This window comes from Mesorhizobium sp. WSM4814 (genome assembly GCF_055811595.1).
In genome coordinates this window covers 376,460-391,625 of record NZ_JBVVQT010000004.1, presented here as the reverse complement: position 1 = coordinate 391,625, position 15,166 = coordinate 376,460, and the positions used below count along the sequence as shown (strand labels likewise).

Sequence of the window (15,166 nt, the reverse complement as noted above, 5' to 3'; positions counted from 1 at the left end):
ATCGAGGAGACCACCTCGGACTACGACAAGGAGAAGCTGCAGGAACGTCTCGCCAAGCTGGCGGGCGGCGTTGCCGTCATCCGTGTCGGCGGTGCGACCGAGATCGAAGTCAAGGAAAAGAAGGACCGCGTCGATGACGCCCTCAACGCGACCCGCGCGGCCGTCGAAGAAGGCATCGTTCCCGGCGGCGGCGTCGCACTGCTGCGCGCTTCGCTGAGCATCAAGGCTGTCGGCGCCAACTCCGACCAGACCGCTGGCATCGCCATCGTGCGTCGCGCGCTGCAGGCTCCGGCCCGTCAGATCGCGGCCAACGCCGGTGCGGAAGCATCGATCGTTGCCGGCAAGATCCTCGAGAACAAGGGCCCGACCTTCGGCTTCAACGCCCAGACCGGCGAATATGGCGACATGATTGCCATGGGTATCGTCGATCCGGTCAAGGTCGTGCGCACGGCTCTCCAGGACGCGGCCTCGGTCGCCGGCCTGCTGGTCACCACCGAAGCCATGATCGCGGAGGCTCCGAAGAAGGAGTCGGCTGGCGGCGGCATGCCAGGCGGCATGGGCGGCGGCGGCATGGGCGGCATGGGCGGCATGGATTTCTAAGGAAATCCATAAAGCACGCCCATGAATCTAAGTTGCTCAAGCCCGCAAGCGGGCTTGAGTGGCGGCATGGATTTCTAATCCAGCATTGCCTCGCATTCACGGAAAGGGCGCCGAAAGGCGCCCTTTTTGTTTGCTTAATTTAGCGGGCTGCCCGGCTCAGACGGCGGCGTCAATGCGCCGTGTCAGTTCCCCTTTGGCCGGCAATGCACCCTCAATCAGCGCTGCGACTTCATCGGCCACCGCCAGCACCGGGGCGCGGTCGCGGCTGGCGCGCGCGATCACCATCAGCCCTTCCAGCGATGATTCGACAAGCAGCGCCAGGGCGCGGGCGCGGCGCTCAGGCACCCCTGCCCTGACGAAGGCCGCCTGCAGCAGGCCTACCCATTGCTCGAAAGCCGACCGGCACAGTTCGGCCAGTTCCGGCACGTCGGCCGGCGAGTCCAGCACCACGGGTGCGATCGGACAGCCAAGCGTGAACTGGTTGTCCTCCAGCATGCGTGCGACCGACTGGTAGATGTGGTGGACAGCCACCGCCGGATCCGTTTCGGCGGCCAGTTCTTCGCCAAGCCATCGAGACACCTTGTCCACGCTGTCGCGCGTCACCTCGATGACCAATTGGTCCTTGCCGCCCGGAAAATGAAAGTAGAGCGATCCTCTCGGCGCACCGGAGGCGCTCAAGATGTCGTTGAGCGAGGTACCGTGATAGCCGCGCTGCCTCAGCAGCAGCGCCGTCGCCTCGATCATGCGGATGCGGGTGTCGTTCGCCATGTCAACCTCTGTCAGGAGTGAGCACTATAGGCTTGCGCCGAATATGACAATCGGTCTATATAATATGTAGATCAGTCTATATATTCGGCGTCATTCCATCGAAGAGGAGAACGACAAAATGACCATTCGTGAAGCAGAGGCCCAATGGCAGGGTTCGTTGAAAGAAGGCTCGGGCCGGCTGCGGCTCGGCAGCGGCGTCTTCGAAGGCGCCTATTCCTTCCCATCGCGCTTCGAAAACGGTCCCGGCACCAATCCCGAGGAACTGATTGCGGCGGCACATGCCGGCTGCTTTTCAATGGCGTTGAGCGCCATACTGGGCAGCGGCGGCCATGTCCCCGTAGGGATTCACACCGTCGCCAAGGTGCATCTCGGCACGAGCACGGCCGGACCGACGCTCACCCGCATCGACCTCGAAACGGAAGCCGAAATTCCGGGCCTGGCGCCCGAGGAATTCCAGCGCCTTGCCCAATCGGCGAAAGCAACATGCCTCGTCTCGCGCGCTTTGGCGGGCGTGGCGGATATCAGGCTCAAGGCCGACCTCGTCACGGCCGCCGCTGCGGAAAAATGAAATCAGGAAGTACCGAGATGGAACGGGATAGCATCATGGTCGTCCATCCAGACGACCAATCCAGACAGACGGCCGATATCATGCGGCGCTTCAACGACGTGTTCCAGCTTCATGATCCGTCGGCGCTCGCCGAGCTGGTGGCCGAGGACTGCGTCATCGAAAACACCGTGCCGGCGCCGGATGGCGCCCGCCATGCCGGCCGTGAGGCATGCGTGCGGCTGTGGTCGGCGATCGCCAGCGAACCCGGCACCCGTTTTGACATCGAGGAGACGTTCATCGCCGGTGAACGGGCGACAATCCGCTGGCGTTACTGGCCTGCCGACGGCAACTCCATCCGTGGCGTCAATCTGATGCGCGTAGCGGACGGGCTGATCGTCGAAGCGATGGGATACGTCAAGGGCTAGCGCCAACACGCGCTACCGCTCGGTCAGCGCCAGTTTTGCGCCAAGCATGACGAAGGCCCCGGCGAAGGTGCGGCGCATCCAGGTCAGCACTACGGGCCGCGACACGACATGCGGATCGAGGCGGCGAAGATGCCGTAGCCGACAAAGACGACGAAGGTCAAAAGCATGAAGACGCTCGATAGCTCCAGCATCTTCGACAGTGCGTGCGGCTCGGTGGTGCTGACGTGTGGCCTTTGCCGGGTTCTGCAGCAGGGTGTGTCCATCACCCGCAGCGGAAGTTCGCTCGTCCTCGATTGGACTTTGATTTTGGGAGTTGATTTGCTGCAATACAATAAGAATGCTACCAGATTTAGTCGTCAATATTTTTTGCCGATCAGCGATCAGCCTGCCAAAACGTAGGGCGCGTTCGTCCGCCGCGAAGTCCATCTCGGATTAGCGGGCGCGAGTTCGCGCTACCGGATATGTGCACATCCAGAAGAGCATCGCGAGGTTCGGCGGCATAGGTGCGGCCCCGTAGCCTCAAATCCCGTTTGCATGCATGAACAGCCACCACGGGCACCGGCCAGCGCGCGACGTTGAAGATAACGCAACGCATCCAAACCCAAGGAGATCGTCATGAATGGTATTCAGGAGCGCGGCGAAGCCGCAATCGCAACCCCGTCAGCGCGAAGGGTCGACATCAAGCTCGAAGTCGCCGTCATCCCCGTTTCGGACGTCGATCGAGCCAAGCGATTTTACGGCGGCTTGGGTTGGAGGCTCGACGCCGACATCACAGGCGACGAATTTCGTGTCATCCAGTTTACGCCTCCGGGCTCCTCGTGTTCGATAGTCTTCGGCTCAGGGGTCACCCCAGGGCCCTACCCCCGGGTCGAGCTCGATGTCCTCGAAAGTGTTGGCGAGCTCGTCGTGTCAGACATCGAGGCAGCGCGCGCCGAACTCGCCGATCGCGGTGTCGACGTGAGCGAGGTTTACCACTATGCCGGCAGTGAAGGCCGTGTCAGCGGTCCGGACCCTGAGCGGCGCAGCTACTCCTCGTGGGCCTCCTTCAGCGATCCGTCCGGAAATGTCTGGCTGTTGCAGGAGGTCACTGCGCGAGCGCCCGGCCGCGTCGACGCTGACGACACCACATTTGTCTCGCCGGCCGAACTCGCGGCCGCGCTCCGGCGTGCGTCTGCGGCCCATGGCGAGCACGAGAAGCGGACAGGCGGCCAGCGTGATGAGAACTGGCCGGACTGGTATGCCGAGTACATGGTGGCCGAGCAGGCTGGCAAGCCGCTGCCGCTGTAAGGATGGATCACGACGTCATTTGAAACAGCATCGACGCAATAGTAACCCTTTGATCGAGGAGCCAGCGCCCTCGGCGGCTCGATCGAAGTGCAGGGCGTGCGCATCCCGGCACCCAACCACGCTTTGAGGCATTAGCGATAACGTTTTGATGTTTCGCGGGCAGACTCGCTTGCAAGCGACCGTGCTCTTATCTTCGGGCGCAAAGCGGCCTCCATCTGGCGCTATTTCATGGCCGACGGCAACTCGCTGCGCGGCGTCAACCTGATGCGCGTCGGGAACGGGCGGATCGTCGAGGCGATGGCTACATGAAGGGGTAGCACCGGCGGCTCTACCGCTCGGTCAGCGCCAGTTTTGCGCCGAGCGCGACGAAGGCGCCGGCGAAGGTGCGGCGCATCCAGGTGAGCACCATCGGCCGCGACACGACATGGCTGCGGATCGAGGCGGCGAAGATGCCGTAGCCGACAAAGACGATGAAGGTCAAAAGCATGAAGACGGAGCTGAGCTCCAGCATCTTCGACAGCGCATGCGGTTCGGTGGTGCTGACGAACTGCGGCAGGAAGGCGAAGAAGAAGATCGACAGCTTCGGGTTGAGGATGTTGATGAGGATGCCAGAGGTGATCACCTTGCCGGCCGAGCGCGGCGCGGCATCCTGCCCGACGTTCAAGCTACCGCTCTCCTTCAGCGTGTTCCATGCCATGTAGAGCAGATAGGCGACGCCCAGATATTTCAGCGTCTCGAAGGCGAGCGCGCTGGTGTGCAGCAGCGCCGCCAGACCGGTGATGGCGGCCGCCATGTGCGGAATGATGCCGAGCGTGCAACCAAAAGCCGCGATGATGCTGGCGCGCGCGCCACGCGAAAGTCCGGCGCTCAGCGTATAGAGAACGCCGGTGCCGGGCGAAGCCACGACGATCAGCGACGTCAACAAGAATTCGATGCTCACGATGCGTCCTCCGGTGACCTGCCGCCGGCAAGGTAGCCAGCGAAACGCGCAGGCACAAGCCAGCCCGAAGACCGTTAGTGCCTCATTTCGAATTTCGGGTCACGACCCAAGGCGGTATCCCTCGGCGGGATTTTAAAACCAACTCCCGTAGGCGACGTTTCGTCAGAATCGTCAGCTCGTTTCCTAAGGCAAACCTTGCACTGCTGGCCCTGCCGTCATCGCATTGGCCTGACTTTGGACACCACCTTCACTGCGAACGAGGCCAGTCCGGTGCCAGTCCGGAACACTTCTTGACCCGATGCCGTGTAAGCTACAAACTTGTCCTTGCGCCGTGACCACCTCTCCTGAAGCGGGATAATCGTCATGTGTCACAAATCCTTTGGATCGCAGGAGCTGACGAAAGGCAAGGTTGCGGCGCATGCCCTGTCCTGCGCCGCTGTGTTGTTCTTTGTTGTGCGCCCGGTTTTCACGATTCTTCGCTCTGGCAGACAAATGCTTGCGGCGGCTCTCCTGCTTGGACTTTGCGCCAGCGCGAGCGCCGATGACGTGCTTTTCGAAAACGTCCGTATCTTCGACGGGAAGGGCGCCGCACTTTCGGCTCCGTCGAGTGTGCTGGTGCAGGGCAAGCTGATCGCGCGGATTTCGACAAGTCCCATCGCGGCCGAGGGCGCGCAGCGCATCGCCGGCAACGGGCGAACGCTGATGCCGGGGCTGATCGATGCGCATTGGCACGCAATGCTGATTGCATCCACCCCGGCAGAGGCGATGGGCGACATCGGCTTCGCCAATCTTGCGGCCGGCGACGAGGCGACGGATACACTGATGCGCGGCTTCACCACCGTTCGCGACGTGGGCGGGCCGGTGTTCGGCCTCAAGCGCGCGATAGATCAAGGCATCGTCGCGGGACCGCGCATCTATCCGTCCGGAGCCATGATCACCGTGACCAGCGGGCATGGGGATTTCCGCCAGCTCAGCGACTTGCCCCGGACGATCGGCGGCTTGTTCACCCCCATGGAGAGGAACGGCGGCAGCATAGTCGTGGACAGCCCCGACGAGGTGCGTTTGCGTGCCCGCGAGCAATTCATGCAGGGGGCCGCGCTGCTGAAGCTGACAGCGGGCGGTGGAGTGTCGTCGCCCCACAGCCCGCTCGACGTCACCACCTTCACCGAGCCCGAACTGCGGGCCGCCGTTGAAATTGCCGAGAATTGGGGCACCTACGTCGCCGCGCACGCCTTCACCTCGGATGCGATCCGGAAGGCTGTCGCGGCTGGCGTCAAGTGCATCGAACACGGCTTCCTCATGGACGAGGCAACCGCCAAGCTGATCGCCGAAAAGGACGTTTGGCTGAGCTTGCAGCCGCTTCCCGAATTGATGAGGACAGGCCTCCGAGAGGGTTCGGTCGAGCGAGCCAAGGCCGATGAGGTGTGGCCAGGCATCGGCAGGACCTACGAACTCGCGAAGAAATACAAGATCAAGACGGCATGGGGCACCGATGTCCTGTTCTCCCGCGCGCTGGCGAAGCAGCAGGGAGCAATCCTGGCGTCGCTTGTGCGCTGGTACACGCCTGCCGAAGCACTCGTCATGGCGACCGGGACCAATGCCGAGCTGCTCGCGCTGTCGGGCCTTCGCAATCCCTATCCGGGAAAGCTCGGCGTGATCGAAGAGGGCGCGCTCGCCGACCTCCTGCTCGTCGAAGGCAATCCGCTGGAGAACCTCGACCTGGTGGCCGATCCTGCCAACAACTTCAAAATCATCATGAAGGACGGCCTGATCTACAAAAACACGCTGACTCAGTGAGGAACGACTGAGCCGCCCGTCTCTACTCGACGCATCCGATGGCCTGGCCGCAGAGCGCTGGAATTCCACAGCCGAGCGACCAGGAATGACGGCTTCCCACCGGAGGTGGAAATTCAAACTGAGACCTATCGAGGCCCGTTATCAGGGCGCCGGCAGACCATGTGCCTTGCGCGCCATCAGGCAGTCGTCGCCACCGGGCATGCAGGCGCGGCAGACGTCCGGCCGGACCTCGTAGATGCCGCAAATGGTCGACTTGCCGACCTCGCCGGAAAGTGCCGAGCAGCGCACGCCGTCGCAGCGCATGCCGGCTTCGTCGGCAGCCACATAGTCTTGCGGGATCCGGTCGAGCTGCGCGTCATCTTCGGTCGAGAAGCGCGGCCATTCGGCCGAATAGGAACAGCAGGCGCCACAGCTCTGGCAGTCGAAGAGAGGGGCGGCGCGCTCCTCCAGTGACGAAAAGTCTCCGGCGCTCGCCAGGGCGAGCAGCCCTGACGCAACAGAATTCATACCGGCGTTGCTCGGCAAGGGCGCTATTTTTTCTTCCTGGTCTTGCGCGACGCCACGTCCGCCGGCGACTTGAACAGGTCGGTCGCTGCCTCGGCGGCGACATCAGCTTTCGGCGCGGCGGCCGGCTTGGCCAGCTTTGCGGTGGCAGCGGCTGCTGCCGGCTGATCCTTGGCGGAAAATTTTATGGCCATATCAATCCTCGTCGGAGAAACGCGATGATGGCGCATTCGGGTTGCGAAGCCGGCCGATCAGCGCCGAGACCGCCGTGATGTTCATTTCCTCGGGCGACCAGTTCCTGGCCTCCTCGATGTGCCGGGGTGCCAGTTCGCGATGCGTGCTGCCGCTATAGGCGGCATCCTGATGGGTGACGCGCTCATGGGTCTTGGCATTTTCACGGACATACTCGATCAGATAGTTCGGGCATTCGGAGCGGCCACGCACGCCGAGCCTGACCTGGGCATCGCCATGGGCGCGCTTGCACCGCTCGAGCTTTTCGAGCACGCGCCGGACATACTCGACCGGCTTGTCGAGGGCTCCCACGACATCGGCGATGGTCGAATCGGCGGCGATCGCCTCTTGCGGGACGCGTTTGGTGGCCATCAGCGTTTGCCTGCGCGCTTCGGCGAGGCAGCGAGCGAGGCGGCTGCAGCCAGCTCGTCAGCTTCCTTTTCCAGGCGCAGTTCGCGCAGCCGCGCGGTCTTGGCTTCCCGGGCCTGGCTGACAGCATCCTGCTCGGAAATAATGCGGTTGAGCGACATGGACTGGGTCTGGGTCTTGCTGAAGATGGATTCGGCGTGGTCGCGGGATTTCTTCGAAGTGGCGGTCAAGGTCTTTCTCCCGGTTCGGAGCGTAATGCCGAAAATGGCGAGACCGGTCTTTCGACCAGGACCACGCACAAAGCAATACGGCAGTCGATTTCAAATTGCTGGAGCATCCTTAGCACGTTCAAGCGAACGCGCGGTGCTCTTTTCGAACTTTTGCGGCGCCCGAAACGCAAAAGGCCAGGCATTGCCTGACCTCAGCTGGAGCGCCGCGCGTCCGGTTGAACGCGCGTGCACTTGCTCATTCTGCGCATGATCCTTTCCGGAAACCGGTGTTTCCGGGGCCATGCGCTGGAATTAGCCGTTCACCGGTGCCAGTACATCCGTGGTCACCGGCGAGGCTGAATTCCGTTTTAGGCCGCCTTCAACTGATCGGCGGACATCTTGCCCGACTTGTTGTCGCGGACCATCTCGTAGCCGAGCTTCTGGCCCTCGACGATGTCGCGCATTCCGGCGCGCTCTACGGCCGAGATGTGGACAAAAACGTCGGCCGAGCCGTCGTCAGGCTGAATAAAACCGAAACCCTTGGTGGCATTGAACCATTTAACTGTGCCTGTGCTCATAACGAACCCTTTCCGTGGCAAATATTCGTTCGCCGTCATGCGAATGCACAACAGCGTTTGTCTCGATTTTGATGGGGGAAGTTCGTCAAAGGCGCGCCTGGACACGCGGATAACAAAAGTCGGTCAAACAAATATCGACGAATTGCTTTTAGACTTCTTTTGGCGCCGTGTCAATTTTTGCTTTCGCCGTCTGCTTTCGTCGTCGGCGGGCCGATGGCGGCACGCTGGCTGCGGAGGCAATTCGACGGCGGATCTGACGCCGAAAACCGGGCCCAGCGCCAGCTGTTAAAAATGTAAAAAAAAATCGCGCCATGCCGGGAACCATCTTGGCATCCGTGCATTTTAAATATCGCCAGCAGTTCATGAGAGCAATCTCAGGAAAGGCTGACACAAAGGACGCCTCCCGTGCAATAAAACGCGCGAGGGGCGTTCTTTTATGCCGAGTAGCAATCGCCATGGCGGTCAGGGCCAAAGGCCGTGGCCTGTTGATTGACCGACGAGGCAGGGCTCCGGAACCGAAAACCCAGCCACCCGTTTCCCAAACAGCAGATTGATTCCGGGAGATGCGGCCATGGTGAACAAGAGTCAGATTGCGGGCCTAGCCAAGCAGCTCAAGGGCTCGGTGAAGAAAGCCGCCGGCAAGGCCACCGGCAACAGGCGCGTCCAGGCTGAAGGCGTGGCCGACAAGATCGCCGGCAAAATGCAGAAGGCCTATGGTGACATCAAGGACAAGTTCAGGAAGGTGATCTGACCCCTGCGCTGCTAGCGACGAGGAAAGCGGTTTAGCGGTCCGCTGTGTGCTTCAGTTGCCGTTAGAAATTCAGGCTCCTTGAGAAAGCGTTGGTGAAGGCGATCTCGCCATGGTCGCCAACGGCTTCGCCAAGCGCCACGTCCATGCTGTCGCCGCTCACCCGCGCCAGCGCGAAGCCGCCCATATAAGCGGCCTTCGGCTTGAACAGGTCGAGCCCATCGCCGCGGTAGATCATCGCTGTCTCGTGCTGGTGGCCATGGAAGATGCCGATGACGTTGTAGCCCTTCAGCGCCGCCAGCAGCGCCTGCCGGTCCACCTCGCTCCACCAGTGCGGCGCACCAGCGCCTTCATCGTCGAAGGTTCCTTTGGCGGCATCCCACCGTTCGATCGAGAAAACATCCCAACCATAGTGCTGGAACAGGATGACGGGGCGGCCGTCCGCTGCATAGGTCGCCAGATCCTGCTTCAGCCATGGCAGGCCGGAGACCGCGCCGTGGCCGGTGTCGCCGGCGAAACGGTGCGTCTGGACGAGATGCAGGCCGCCCCAGTCCCACGAGTAGCAGTCGGTGTCGACATCGTAACTGGTCACCGGCACCGGCGGCTTGAAGAACACGCCGGCGCGATGGTTGACCTCGACATAGTCGCGCATTTCGCGGCGGTACCAGTCGACGTGGTTTGGCGGGCCGTTCTGGTCGAGATCGTGGTTGCCGAGGCCGACATAGACCGGCACATGCATGCGATCGGGGCCGATGCCCTGCTGGTAACGCTGGCTGAACTGGAGCAACTGCGTGCCCTCGCTGGGCTGGGTGACCTGGCCGCCGCCGTCATCGGTCATGTCGCCGCCGACGACGAGGCCGAGCGGCGTGCCGATGCGGCTGCCGGCCGAGCGCAGGCCGGTGGCGATGCCGTTGATTTCGGCCGGCCAGTGCTTCTCGCCAATGGCGTTCAACGCGGCGATACTGCGCAGCAAGGCGGCGTCGGTCTTGCCTTCCTGCTGGCAATTGGGGCTCAGCCCGCTGGCCATGCGGCAGGCATGGACATCGGCGACGAACAGGAAGGTGGCGTCGACAGGCGCAATGCGCTGTCCGGTCTGTCCGAGCGCCGGTCGCGCAAGGACGCCGGCCGCGGCCAACCCTGCTCCCTGCGTCAGGAAGCGGCGCCGGGAGAGTGATCCTGCCGAGATGCGATTCATGGCGTGAAATTCAGCACAGCCGGCGCCTCTTCGTCCAGTTGCCGCGAACGGTATGTCGACACGCTGCCGCAGGTCTGGCATTGCTTTTAGGTCAGGACTCAACTTGCGCGGGCAAACGCTATGAAGACTATATCCATCGCGACGGCACTTACCATCCTAGCGAGCGCCGTTCATGGTGCCGAGTGCATCGACGCCAAAGCCGCCAAGGCCGGATTCATTCTCGAAAGGCCCGGTATCCACAGCGAGTTTCGACCGGCGGCGGGTGGAATGGTGTCGGTCGCCAACGAATACCACTCCCAATCGCCGCAGACGCAGTTTCTGTTCGGCGGTCTGATCGAGGTGTTTCGCGACAGCGAGACCGGTCAGCTTGCGATGATCCCGTTTTCGGATCTCAGAAAGCTGTTTCCGCTCAAGGCCGGGGCGAAAAGCAAGACCGTTTTCGTCCGCCTCGCTGCAAACAAACAGCCCAAGGGCACCGAGACGCTCGAGATCAGCGTCAAAGGCAAGGAGACGTTCAGCCTGGGCGACTGCAAACACAACGTGCTCGCCGTCAGGCTTACGATCAAGAACGAGGCCGGCAAGACACAGGATGAATTCACCGCGCTCTACGCGCCCGACCTGCAGGCGGTTCTGGCCAGACGCTACGACGAGGGCACGAACGCCGAAAGCGTGGTCGGCTACGAGGTCATCAAACCGATGCCGAATTAAGTCCCGGCAGGGCAGAGAGCCGACTGGCGCTCCGGCATCAAAATGCTTTGTACTGCCGCAGCACCCTGCGACGTCGCTTCGCTCTTGCTTCGCCCTCGGATGAAGAAACTGGAGAAACTCCCTGCTCCAGCGCGTTCAGGCAATCGCGCAGCACAGCAGAATCCTGCGTCGTCTTGGCCATCGACATGGCGCCGGAATAGGTCGCGACCGCGAGTGCCGCGAAACGCTGCGGATCGGTGTCCTGCTCCCTGCCCGCTTGCTGGTCGGCCCCGACCTTGTCGGCGATCGCCTGGCGCCAAGCCGAAAAAATGCCGGCAAGGGCGGTGCGGAAATCCGGATCGGCAAGCGACAATTCATGCGCCAGGTTGTTGAGCGGGCAGCCGCGCACGAAACCCTGTTGCTCCAGTTCCGCGGCCACGGCCTCGAACACGCTGCGCACGCCCTCACGCGCCGAGCCTGCCGCCTGCACCGGCGCGATCCATGTTGCTTCGACGGCCGCGGCGACCCGCTCCTCGATCACCGCCAGCGCCAGCGCCTTCTTGGTCGGGAAGTGATGATGCAGCGCGCCGCCGGTGACGCCTGCCGCGGCCATCAGGTCGCCGAGGCTGGAGGCATGGTAGCCGCGCGCCTGAAACGAGGGTTCGGCGACATCGAGCACGCGTTTGCGCAGGCCTTCCGGGTCGTTGGTGCGTTTGCCGGGTTGCGCCTTTGGGCGAGCGGTCATCTCTGCTGACATTTTTCCACGATAGCAGATTGACAAAACAGGACAACCGGTCTGTTTATAAAACAGGATGAACGCCCTGTTTTGGAGATTGCGCGATGAGCCTGCCCCTGAATGCCCGATCGAAATCCGGCCTCAATGCCTCGCCGGTCGTCGAGCTCAGGCAATACACACTGAAACCTGGCCGGCGCGACACGCTGATCGGCATCTTCGACGGTCACCTCATCGAGGGTCAGGAAGCGGCTGACATGACCATCATCGGTCAGTTTCGCGATCTCGACCGGCCTGACATGTTCATCTGGCTGCGCGGCTTCGAGGGTATGGAAGCGCGGAAAAATGCACTGACCGCTTTCTACGAGGGACCCGTATGGGCCGCCTGGCGCGACGCCGCCAACGCCACGATGATCTCCTCCGACGACGTGCTGTTGCTGAAACCGGCATGGCCCGGCGCCGGCTTCGATCTGTCGGGATCGCAACGAGCAGCCTTGGATGGTTACGAAAAACCAAGCGGAGACAATCGCTTGTCGGATATTGTTGTCATCAAGTTTCATCATCTGCGGCACGGCGCCGAAGCCGACTTCGCCAACCGCTTCAAAACCGACGCGATTGCCGTGTTGGCGGCACATGGCGCGCGGCCGCTTGCTGCGTTTGTCTCCGAACATGCCGAAAACAGCTTTCCCCGCCTGCCGGTGCGATCAGGCGAAAATGTCTTCATCAGCGTCGCCGCCTTCGACAGCGCGGACGCCCACGAAAGCGTTGAAGCCGCGCTTGCCGCGGCGCCGGCCTGGCAGGCATTGCAGTCGAGCCTGGCCAGACCGACGGAAACGCTGCGCCTATCTCCAACCTCACGATCGCTGCTTGGGCGGTGAGAGAGGCGCTCCTTCAACCGATTTGCATCCTTGTCGCCCGCAATCTCCGCTTGAAGCCATTTGTGCAACGCGATAGGCCGTTTGCAAATTGCAATCCGGAGAGAGATGTGAGCGCGCCAGAGACCAGAACCGAAACCGACACGTTCGGTCCCATCGAGGTCGCCGCCGATCGTTACTGGGGCGCGCAGGCGCAGCGTTCGCTGGGCAATTTCAAAATCGGCTGGGAAAAGCAGCCGGCGTCGATCGTTCGCGCGCTCGGCATCGTCAAGCAGGCGGCGGCCGAAACCAATATGGAGCTGAAGCGGCTCGACCCGGCCATCGGCAACGCGATCATCGAAGCCTCTCAGGAAGTCATCGACGGCAAGCTGAACGATCATTTCCCGCTGGTCGTCTGGCAGACCGGCTCGGGCACGCAATCCAACATGAACGCCAACGAGGTGATCTCCAACCGGGCGATCGAACTGCTGGGCGGTGTCATGGGGTCGAAGAAACCGGTGCATCCCAACGACCACGTCAATATGAGCCAGTCGTCGAACGATACCTATCCGACGGCCATGCACATCGCCTGCGCCGAGCGCATCGTGCACGAATTGTTGCCGGCGCTCGGGCATTTGCACGCCGCGCTGGAGGCCAAGACCAAAGCATTCGCCCACATCGTCAAGATCGGCCGCACCCACACGCAGGACGCGACGCCCCTCACCCTTGGCCAGGAATTTTCGGGCTATGCCGCGCAGGTCGCCTCCTCGATCAAACGCATCGAGATGACGCTGCCCGGCCTGCAGGAACTGGCGCAAGGCGGCACGGCCGTCGGCACCGGCCTCAACGCGCCGGTCGGCTTTGCCGAGAGAGTGGCGGATCGCATCGCCGCGATCACCGGCATCGCCTTCGTCACCGCGCCAAACAAGTTCGAGGCGCTGGCGGCGCATGATTCCATGGTGTTCTCGCATGGCGCCATCAACGCCTGCGCCGGCGCCCTGTTCAAGATTGCCAACGACATTCGTCTGCTCGGCTCCGGCCCGCGCTCCGGCCTTGGTGAACTATCGCTGCCGGAAAACGAGCCGGGTTCGTCGATCATGCCGGGCAAGGTCAATCCCACCCAGTGCGAGGCGATGACCCAGGTCTGCATCCAGGTGTTCGGCAACAATGCGGCCGTGACCTTCGCCGGCAGCCAGGGCCATTTCGAGCTCAACGTCTACAACCCGCTGATGGCCTACAATTTCCTGCAGTCGGTGCAACTGCTCGCCGACGCCTCCATCTCGTTCACCGACAATTGCGTCGTCGGCATCGAGGCGCGGGAGGACAATATCAAGGCCGCCCTCGACCGTTCGCTGATGCTGGTGACAGCACTGGCGCCGACCATCGGCTACGACAACGCCGCCAAGATCGCCAAGACCGCTCACAAGAACGGCACAACCTTGCGTGAGGAAGCGCTTGCCACCGGGCTGGTCAGCGAAGCCGACTACGACCGCCTGGTTCGGCCAGAGGAGATGACGCATCCGGGATGATCTTGCGCTGATCGCAAAAACTTTACTGCGGTGAACAATCTGTAACCAAATCTGCATCTTTGGTGAACAGTCGCCCTGCTTTATGTGGGTGAGCACCACAACCCCTCCCGGAGAGAGCCCATCATGTCCACCAACACGTCTGTTGCCGGTTCCGGCACCGTTTCCAACGCCTCAGGCAGCATCCTGCTCGGCCGTATCCTGCTTTCGGTCATCTTCGTGCTTTCCGGTTTCGGCAAGCTCACTGCGATCGCCGGCACCGCCGGTTACTTCGGCAGCATGGGTCTGCCGATGCCGACCGTGACGGCGATTGTCGTCGGTCTGCTCGAGCTGCTCGGCGGCCTCGCCATCCTCATCGGCTTTCAGACCCGGATCACCGCCTGGGTGCTGGCAATCTTCACCGTCGCCACGGGACTGGTCGCCCACACCGGCTGGGCCGATCAGATGCAGATGATCAGCTTCATGAAGAACCTGGCGATTGCCGGCGGCTTCCTCGTGCTGGCTTCCTCGGGCGCCGGCGCCTATTCGGTCGACGCCAAGCGCGGCTGAAGCGGTCCAGGAACCACTTGCAGCAAGGGGGCGCGGAATTTTCCGCGTCCCTTTTTCGTTGTCGGTTTATGCCCGTCGATCAGCCGGCCGGACTTTCTGCTAGGATGAGGTGTCGGGGTGAAGCCAACCGCCGCCGACGTCGGAGGTGACCAATGCCCCGCAATGGGCTGCTTCTGCTTTCGCGGCTGCTGCTCGCCGCTCTATTCGTTCCGTCCGGCTTTCACGCGCTTACCGACATTGCCGGCACATCGGGCTATTTTTCCGGCCTTGGCCTGCCGCTGCCGACGCTCGCAGCCTGGGCGACGGGCCTGTTCGAAATGATCGCCGGACTGCTCATCCTCGTCGGCCTCAAGACGCCGATCGTGGCGCTCCTGCTTGCCGCTTTCTGCGTCGCGGCAGGCTTCATCGGCCACTATGGCCAGGGCGGCGACGATCCGACGCTGACCTTCATGCATTCGCAGATGCTGATGAAGGACATCGCGCTATCGGGCGGTTTTCTGGCGTTGGCAATGGCAGGCGCCGGCGCCTACTCGATCGACGGGCGGATGCTTCGGATCGGCGCTGAAACGACTTGACCGACACAACTGCCGGACCGAGCGAATTATTTGACCGAGCCGAA

General features: G+C 62.4%; 20 protein-coding genes and 1 pseudogene. 11 read left to right on the top strand and 10 right to left on the bottom strand.

Annotated features, from left to right (window positions below; all coding sequences use genetic code 11):
- The coding region (locus tag AC0L2V_RS10420; RefSeq protein ID WP_473520028.1) for a TCP-1/cpn60 chaperonin family protein at positions 1-600 on the top strand (600 nt) is incomplete at its 5' end.
- Between the two features lie 156 nt (positions 601-756).
- Here the strand turns inward: AC0L2V_RS10420 and AC0L2V_RS10415 are convergent.
- Positions 757-1,368 carry a TetR/AcrR family transcriptional regulator gene (locus AC0L2V_RS10415; protein ID WP_287256067.1) on the bottom strand — a complete coding sequence of 204 codons (612 nt, stop codon included), beginning with the start codon at positions 1,366-1,368 and terminating at the stop codon, positions 757-759.
- Positions 1,369-1,486: 118 nt separating this feature from the next.
- Here AC0L2V_RS10415 and AC0L2V_RS10410 point away from each other — a divergent pair, with 118 nt between their 5' ends.
- The gene (locus AC0L2V_RS10410; protein WP_287074326.1) at positions 1,487-1,936 is read left to right on the top strand and encodes an OsmC family protein; all 450 of its coding nucleotides are present in this window, start codon (positions 1,487-1,489) and stop codon (positions 1,934-1,936) included.
- A 17-nt stretch (positions 1,937-1,953) separates the two neighbouring features.
- Complete coding sequence (locus tag AC0L2V_RS10405) at positions 1,954-2,340, top strand: nuclear transport factor 2 family protein (protein WP_473513687.1); 387 nt, start codon at positions 1,954-1,956, stop codon at positions 2,338-2,340.
- 12 nt (positions 2,341-2,352) lie between these two features.
- Here AC0L2V_RS10405 and AC0L2V_RS10400 read toward each other — a convergent pair.
- Positions 2,353-2,564, bottom strand: a pseudogene (locus tag AC0L2V_RS10400) (LysE family translocator); the annotation flags it as partial.
- A gap of 391 nt (positions 2,565-2,955) precedes the next feature.
- Here AC0L2V_RS10400 and AC0L2V_RS10395 point away from each other — a divergent pair.
- The gene (locus tag AC0L2V_RS10395; protein ID WP_473520027.1) at positions 2,956-3,627 is read left to right on the top strand and encodes a VOC family protein; all 672 of its coding nucleotides are present in this window, start codon (positions 2,956-2,958) and stop codon (positions 3,625-3,627) included.
- 328 nt (positions 3,628-3,955) lie between these two features.
- Here the strand turns inward: AC0L2V_RS10395 and AC0L2V_RS10390 are convergent, their stop codons facing one another.
- Positions 3,956-4,567 carry a LysE family translocator gene (locus AC0L2V_RS10390; RefSeq protein WP_473513684.1) on the bottom strand — a complete coding sequence of 204 codons (612 nt, stop codon included), beginning with the start codon at positions 4,565-4,567 and terminating at the stop codon, positions 3,956-3,958.
- Between the two features lie 492 nt (positions 4,568-5,059).
- Here AC0L2V_RS10390 and AC0L2V_RS10385 point away from each other — a divergent pair, with 492 nt between their 5' ends.
- The gene (locus AC0L2V_RS10385) at positions 5,060-6,364 is read left to right on the top strand and encodes a metal-dependent hydrolase family protein (RefSeq protein WP_473513682.1); all 1,305 of its coding nucleotides are present in this window, start codon (positions 5,060-5,062) and stop codon (positions 6,362-6,364) included.
- A gap of 141 nt (positions 6,365-6,505) precedes the next feature.
- On the opposite strand, the gene AC0L2V_RS10380 is transcribed toward AC0L2V_RS10385, so the two are convergent.
- From AC0L2V_RS10380 to AC0L2V_RS10360, 5 genes are all read right to left on the bottom strand, one after another.
- Entirely contained in the window at positions 6,506-6,871 is a 366-nt protein-coding gene (locus tag AC0L2V_RS10380) for a YkgJ family cysteine cluster protein (protein ID WP_091590675.1), read from the bottom strand.
- A gap of 23 nt (positions 6,872-6,894) precedes the next feature.
- On the bottom strand, positions 6,895-7,062 hold the full coding sequence (locus AC0L2V_RS10375) for a hypothetical protein (RefSeq protein ID WP_287120983.1): 168 nt from the start codon (positions 7,060-7,062) through the stop codon (positions 6,895-6,897).
- Between the two features lies 1 nt (position 7,063).
- Positions 7,064-7,471 (bottom strand): hypothetical protein, encoded by a 408-nt coding sequence (locus AC0L2V_RS10370; protein WP_027155370.1) that lies wholly within the window; start codon positions 7,469-7,471, stop codon positions 7,064-7,066.
- A complete protein-coding gene (locus tag AC0L2V_RS10365) occupies positions 7,471-7,698 on the bottom strand; it encodes a hypothetical protein (protein WP_027155369.1) in 228 nt (75 codons plus the stop codon). Before AC0L2V_RS10365 ends, AC0L2V_RS10370 begins: the two co-directional genes overlap by 1 nt.
- 347 nt (positions 7,699-8,045) lie before the next feature.
- Positions 8,046-8,255, bottom strand: coding sequence for a cold-shock protein (locus AC0L2V_RS10360; protein ID WP_010915421.1), 210 nt, complete (start codon positions 8,253-8,255; stop codon positions 8,046-8,048).
- Positions 8,256-8,826: 571 nt separating this feature from the next.
- Here AC0L2V_RS10360 and AC0L2V_RS10355 point away from each other — a divergent pair.
- The gene (locus AC0L2V_RS10355) at positions 8,827-9,006 is read left to right on the top strand and encodes a CsbD family protein (protein ID WP_091590669.1); all 180 of its coding nucleotides are present in this window, start codon (positions 8,827-8,829) and stop codon (positions 9,004-9,006) included.
- Between the two features lie 61 nt (positions 9,007-9,067).
- Here the strand turns inward: AC0L2V_RS10355 and AC0L2V_RS10350 are convergent, their stop codons facing one another.
- Positions 9,068-10,198 (bottom strand): metallophosphoesterase, encoded by a 1,131-nt coding sequence (locus AC0L2V_RS10350; RefSeq protein ID WP_473513680.1) that lies wholly within the window; start codon positions 10,196-10,198, stop codon positions 9,068-9,070.
- Positions 10,199-10,318: 120 nt separating this feature from the next.
- Between AC0L2V_RS10350 and AC0L2V_RS10345 the strand changes: the two genes are divergently transcribed.
- Positions 10,319-10,906 (top strand): hypothetical protein, encoded by a 588-nt coding sequence (locus AC0L2V_RS10345; RefSeq protein ID WP_473520026.1) that lies wholly within the window; start codon positions 10,319-10,321, stop codon positions 10,904-10,906.
- 37 nt (positions 10,907-10,943) lie between these two features.
- On the opposite strand, the gene AC0L2V_RS10340 is transcribed toward AC0L2V_RS10345, so the two are convergent.
- A complete protein-coding gene (locus tag AC0L2V_RS10340; protein ID WP_473513677.1) occupies positions 10,944-11,630 on the bottom strand; it encodes a TetR/AcrR family transcriptional regulator in 687 nt (228 codons plus the stop codon).
- A gap of 95 nt (positions 11,631-11,725) precedes the next feature.
- Between AC0L2V_RS10340 and AC0L2V_RS10335 the strand changes: the two genes are divergently transcribed.
- From AC0L2V_RS10335 to AC0L2V_RS10320, 4 genes are all read left to right on the top strand, one after another.
- Entirely contained in the window at positions 11,726-12,496 is a 771-nt protein-coding gene (locus AC0L2V_RS10335) for an NIPSNAP family protein (RefSeq protein ID WP_473513675.1), read from the top strand.
- A 107-nt stretch (positions 12,497-12,603) separates the two neighbouring features.
- On the top strand, positions 12,604-14,001 hold the full coding sequence (gene fumC / locus AC0L2V_RS10330) for a class II fumarate hydratase (protein ID WP_473513673.1): 1,398 nt from the start codon (positions 12,604-12,606) through the stop codon (positions 13,999-14,001).
- Positions 14,002-14,124: 123 nt separating this feature from the next.
- Positions 14,125-14,547, top strand: a complete 423-nt coding sequence (locus AC0L2V_RS10325) for a DoxX family protein (protein ID WP_027155363.1) — start codon at positions 14,125-14,127, stop codon at positions 14,545-14,547.
- 152 nt (positions 14,548-14,699) lie between these two features.
- Complete coding sequence (locus AC0L2V_RS10320) at positions 14,700-15,122, top strand: DoxX family protein (RefSeq protein ID WP_473513671.1); 423 nt, start codon at positions 14,700-14,702, stop codon at positions 15,120-15,122.
- Positions 15,123-15,166: the final 44 nt, after the last annotated feature.

What these genes read in the sequence shown, in the direction of transcription:
- AC0L2V_RS10415 (WP_287256067.1), bottom strand. Translation starts at nt 1,368, where the DNA reads ATGGCGAACGACACCCGCATCCGCATGATCGAGGCGACGGCGCTGCTG.
- AC0L2V_RS10410 (WP_287074326.1), top strand. Translation starts at nt 1,487, where the DNA reads ATGACCATTCGTGAAGCAGAGGCCCAATGGCAGGGTTCGTTGAAAGAA.
- AC0L2V_RS10405 (WP_473513687.1), top strand. Translation starts at nt 1,954, where the DNA reads ATGGAACGGGATAGCATCATGGTCGTCCATCCAGACGACCAATCCAGA.
- AC0L2V_RS10395 (WP_473520027.1), top strand. Translation starts at nt 2,956, where the DNA reads ATGAATGGTATTCAGGAGCGCGGCGAAGCCGCAATCGCAACCCCGTCA.
- AC0L2V_RS10385 (WP_473513682.1), top strand. Translation starts at nt 5,060, where the DNA reads ATGCTTGCGGCGGCTCTCCTGCTTGGACTTTGCGCCAGCGCGAGCGCC.
- AC0L2V_RS10380 (WP_091590675.1), bottom strand. Translation starts at nt 6,871, where the DNA reads ATGAATTCTGTTGCGTCAGGGCTGCTCGCCCTGGCGAGCGCCGGAGAC.
- AC0L2V_RS10375 (WP_287120983.1), bottom strand. Translation starts at nt 7,062, where the DNA reads ATGGCCATAAAATTTTCCGCCAAGGATCAGCCGGCAGCAGCCGCTGCC.
- AC0L2V_RS10370 (WP_027155370.1), bottom strand. Translation starts at nt 7,471, where the DNA reads ATGGCCACCAAACGCGTCCCGCAAGAGGCGATCGCCGCCGATTCGACC.
- AC0L2V_RS10360 (WP_010915421.1), bottom strand. Translation starts at nt 8,255, where the DNA reads ATGAGCACAGGCACAGTTAAATGGTTCAATGCCACCAAGGGTTTCGGT.
- AC0L2V_RS10355 (WP_091590669.1), top strand. Translation starts at nt 8,827, where the DNA reads ATGGTGAACAAGAGTCAGATTGCGGGCCTAGCCAAGCAGCTCAAGGGC.
- AC0L2V_RS10350 (WP_473513680.1), bottom strand. Translation starts at nt 10,198, where the DNA reads ATGAATCGCATCTCGGCAGGATCACTCTCCCGGCGCCGCTTCCTGACG.
- AC0L2V_RS10345 (WP_473520026.1), top strand. Translation starts at nt 10,319, where the DNA reads ATGAAGACTATATCCATCGCGACGGCACTTACCATCCTAGCGAGCGCC.
- AC0L2V_RS10340 (WP_473513677.1), bottom strand. Translation starts at nt 11,630, where the DNA reads ATGACCGCTCGCCCAAAGGCGCAACCCGGCAAACGCACCAACGACCCG.
- AC0L2V_RS10335 (WP_473513675.1), top strand. Translation starts at nt 11,726, where the DNA reads ATGAGCCTGCCCCTGAATGCCCGATCGAAATCCGGCCTCAATGCCTCG.
- AC0L2V_RS10325 (WP_027155363.1), top strand. Translation starts at nt 14,125, where the DNA reads ATGTCCACCAACACGTCTGTTGCCGGTTCCGGCACCGTTTCCAACGCC.
- AC0L2V_RS10320 (WP_473513671.1), top strand. Translation starts at nt 14,700, where the DNA reads ATGCCCCGCAATGGGCTGCTTCTGCTTTCGCGGCTGCTGCTCGCCGCT.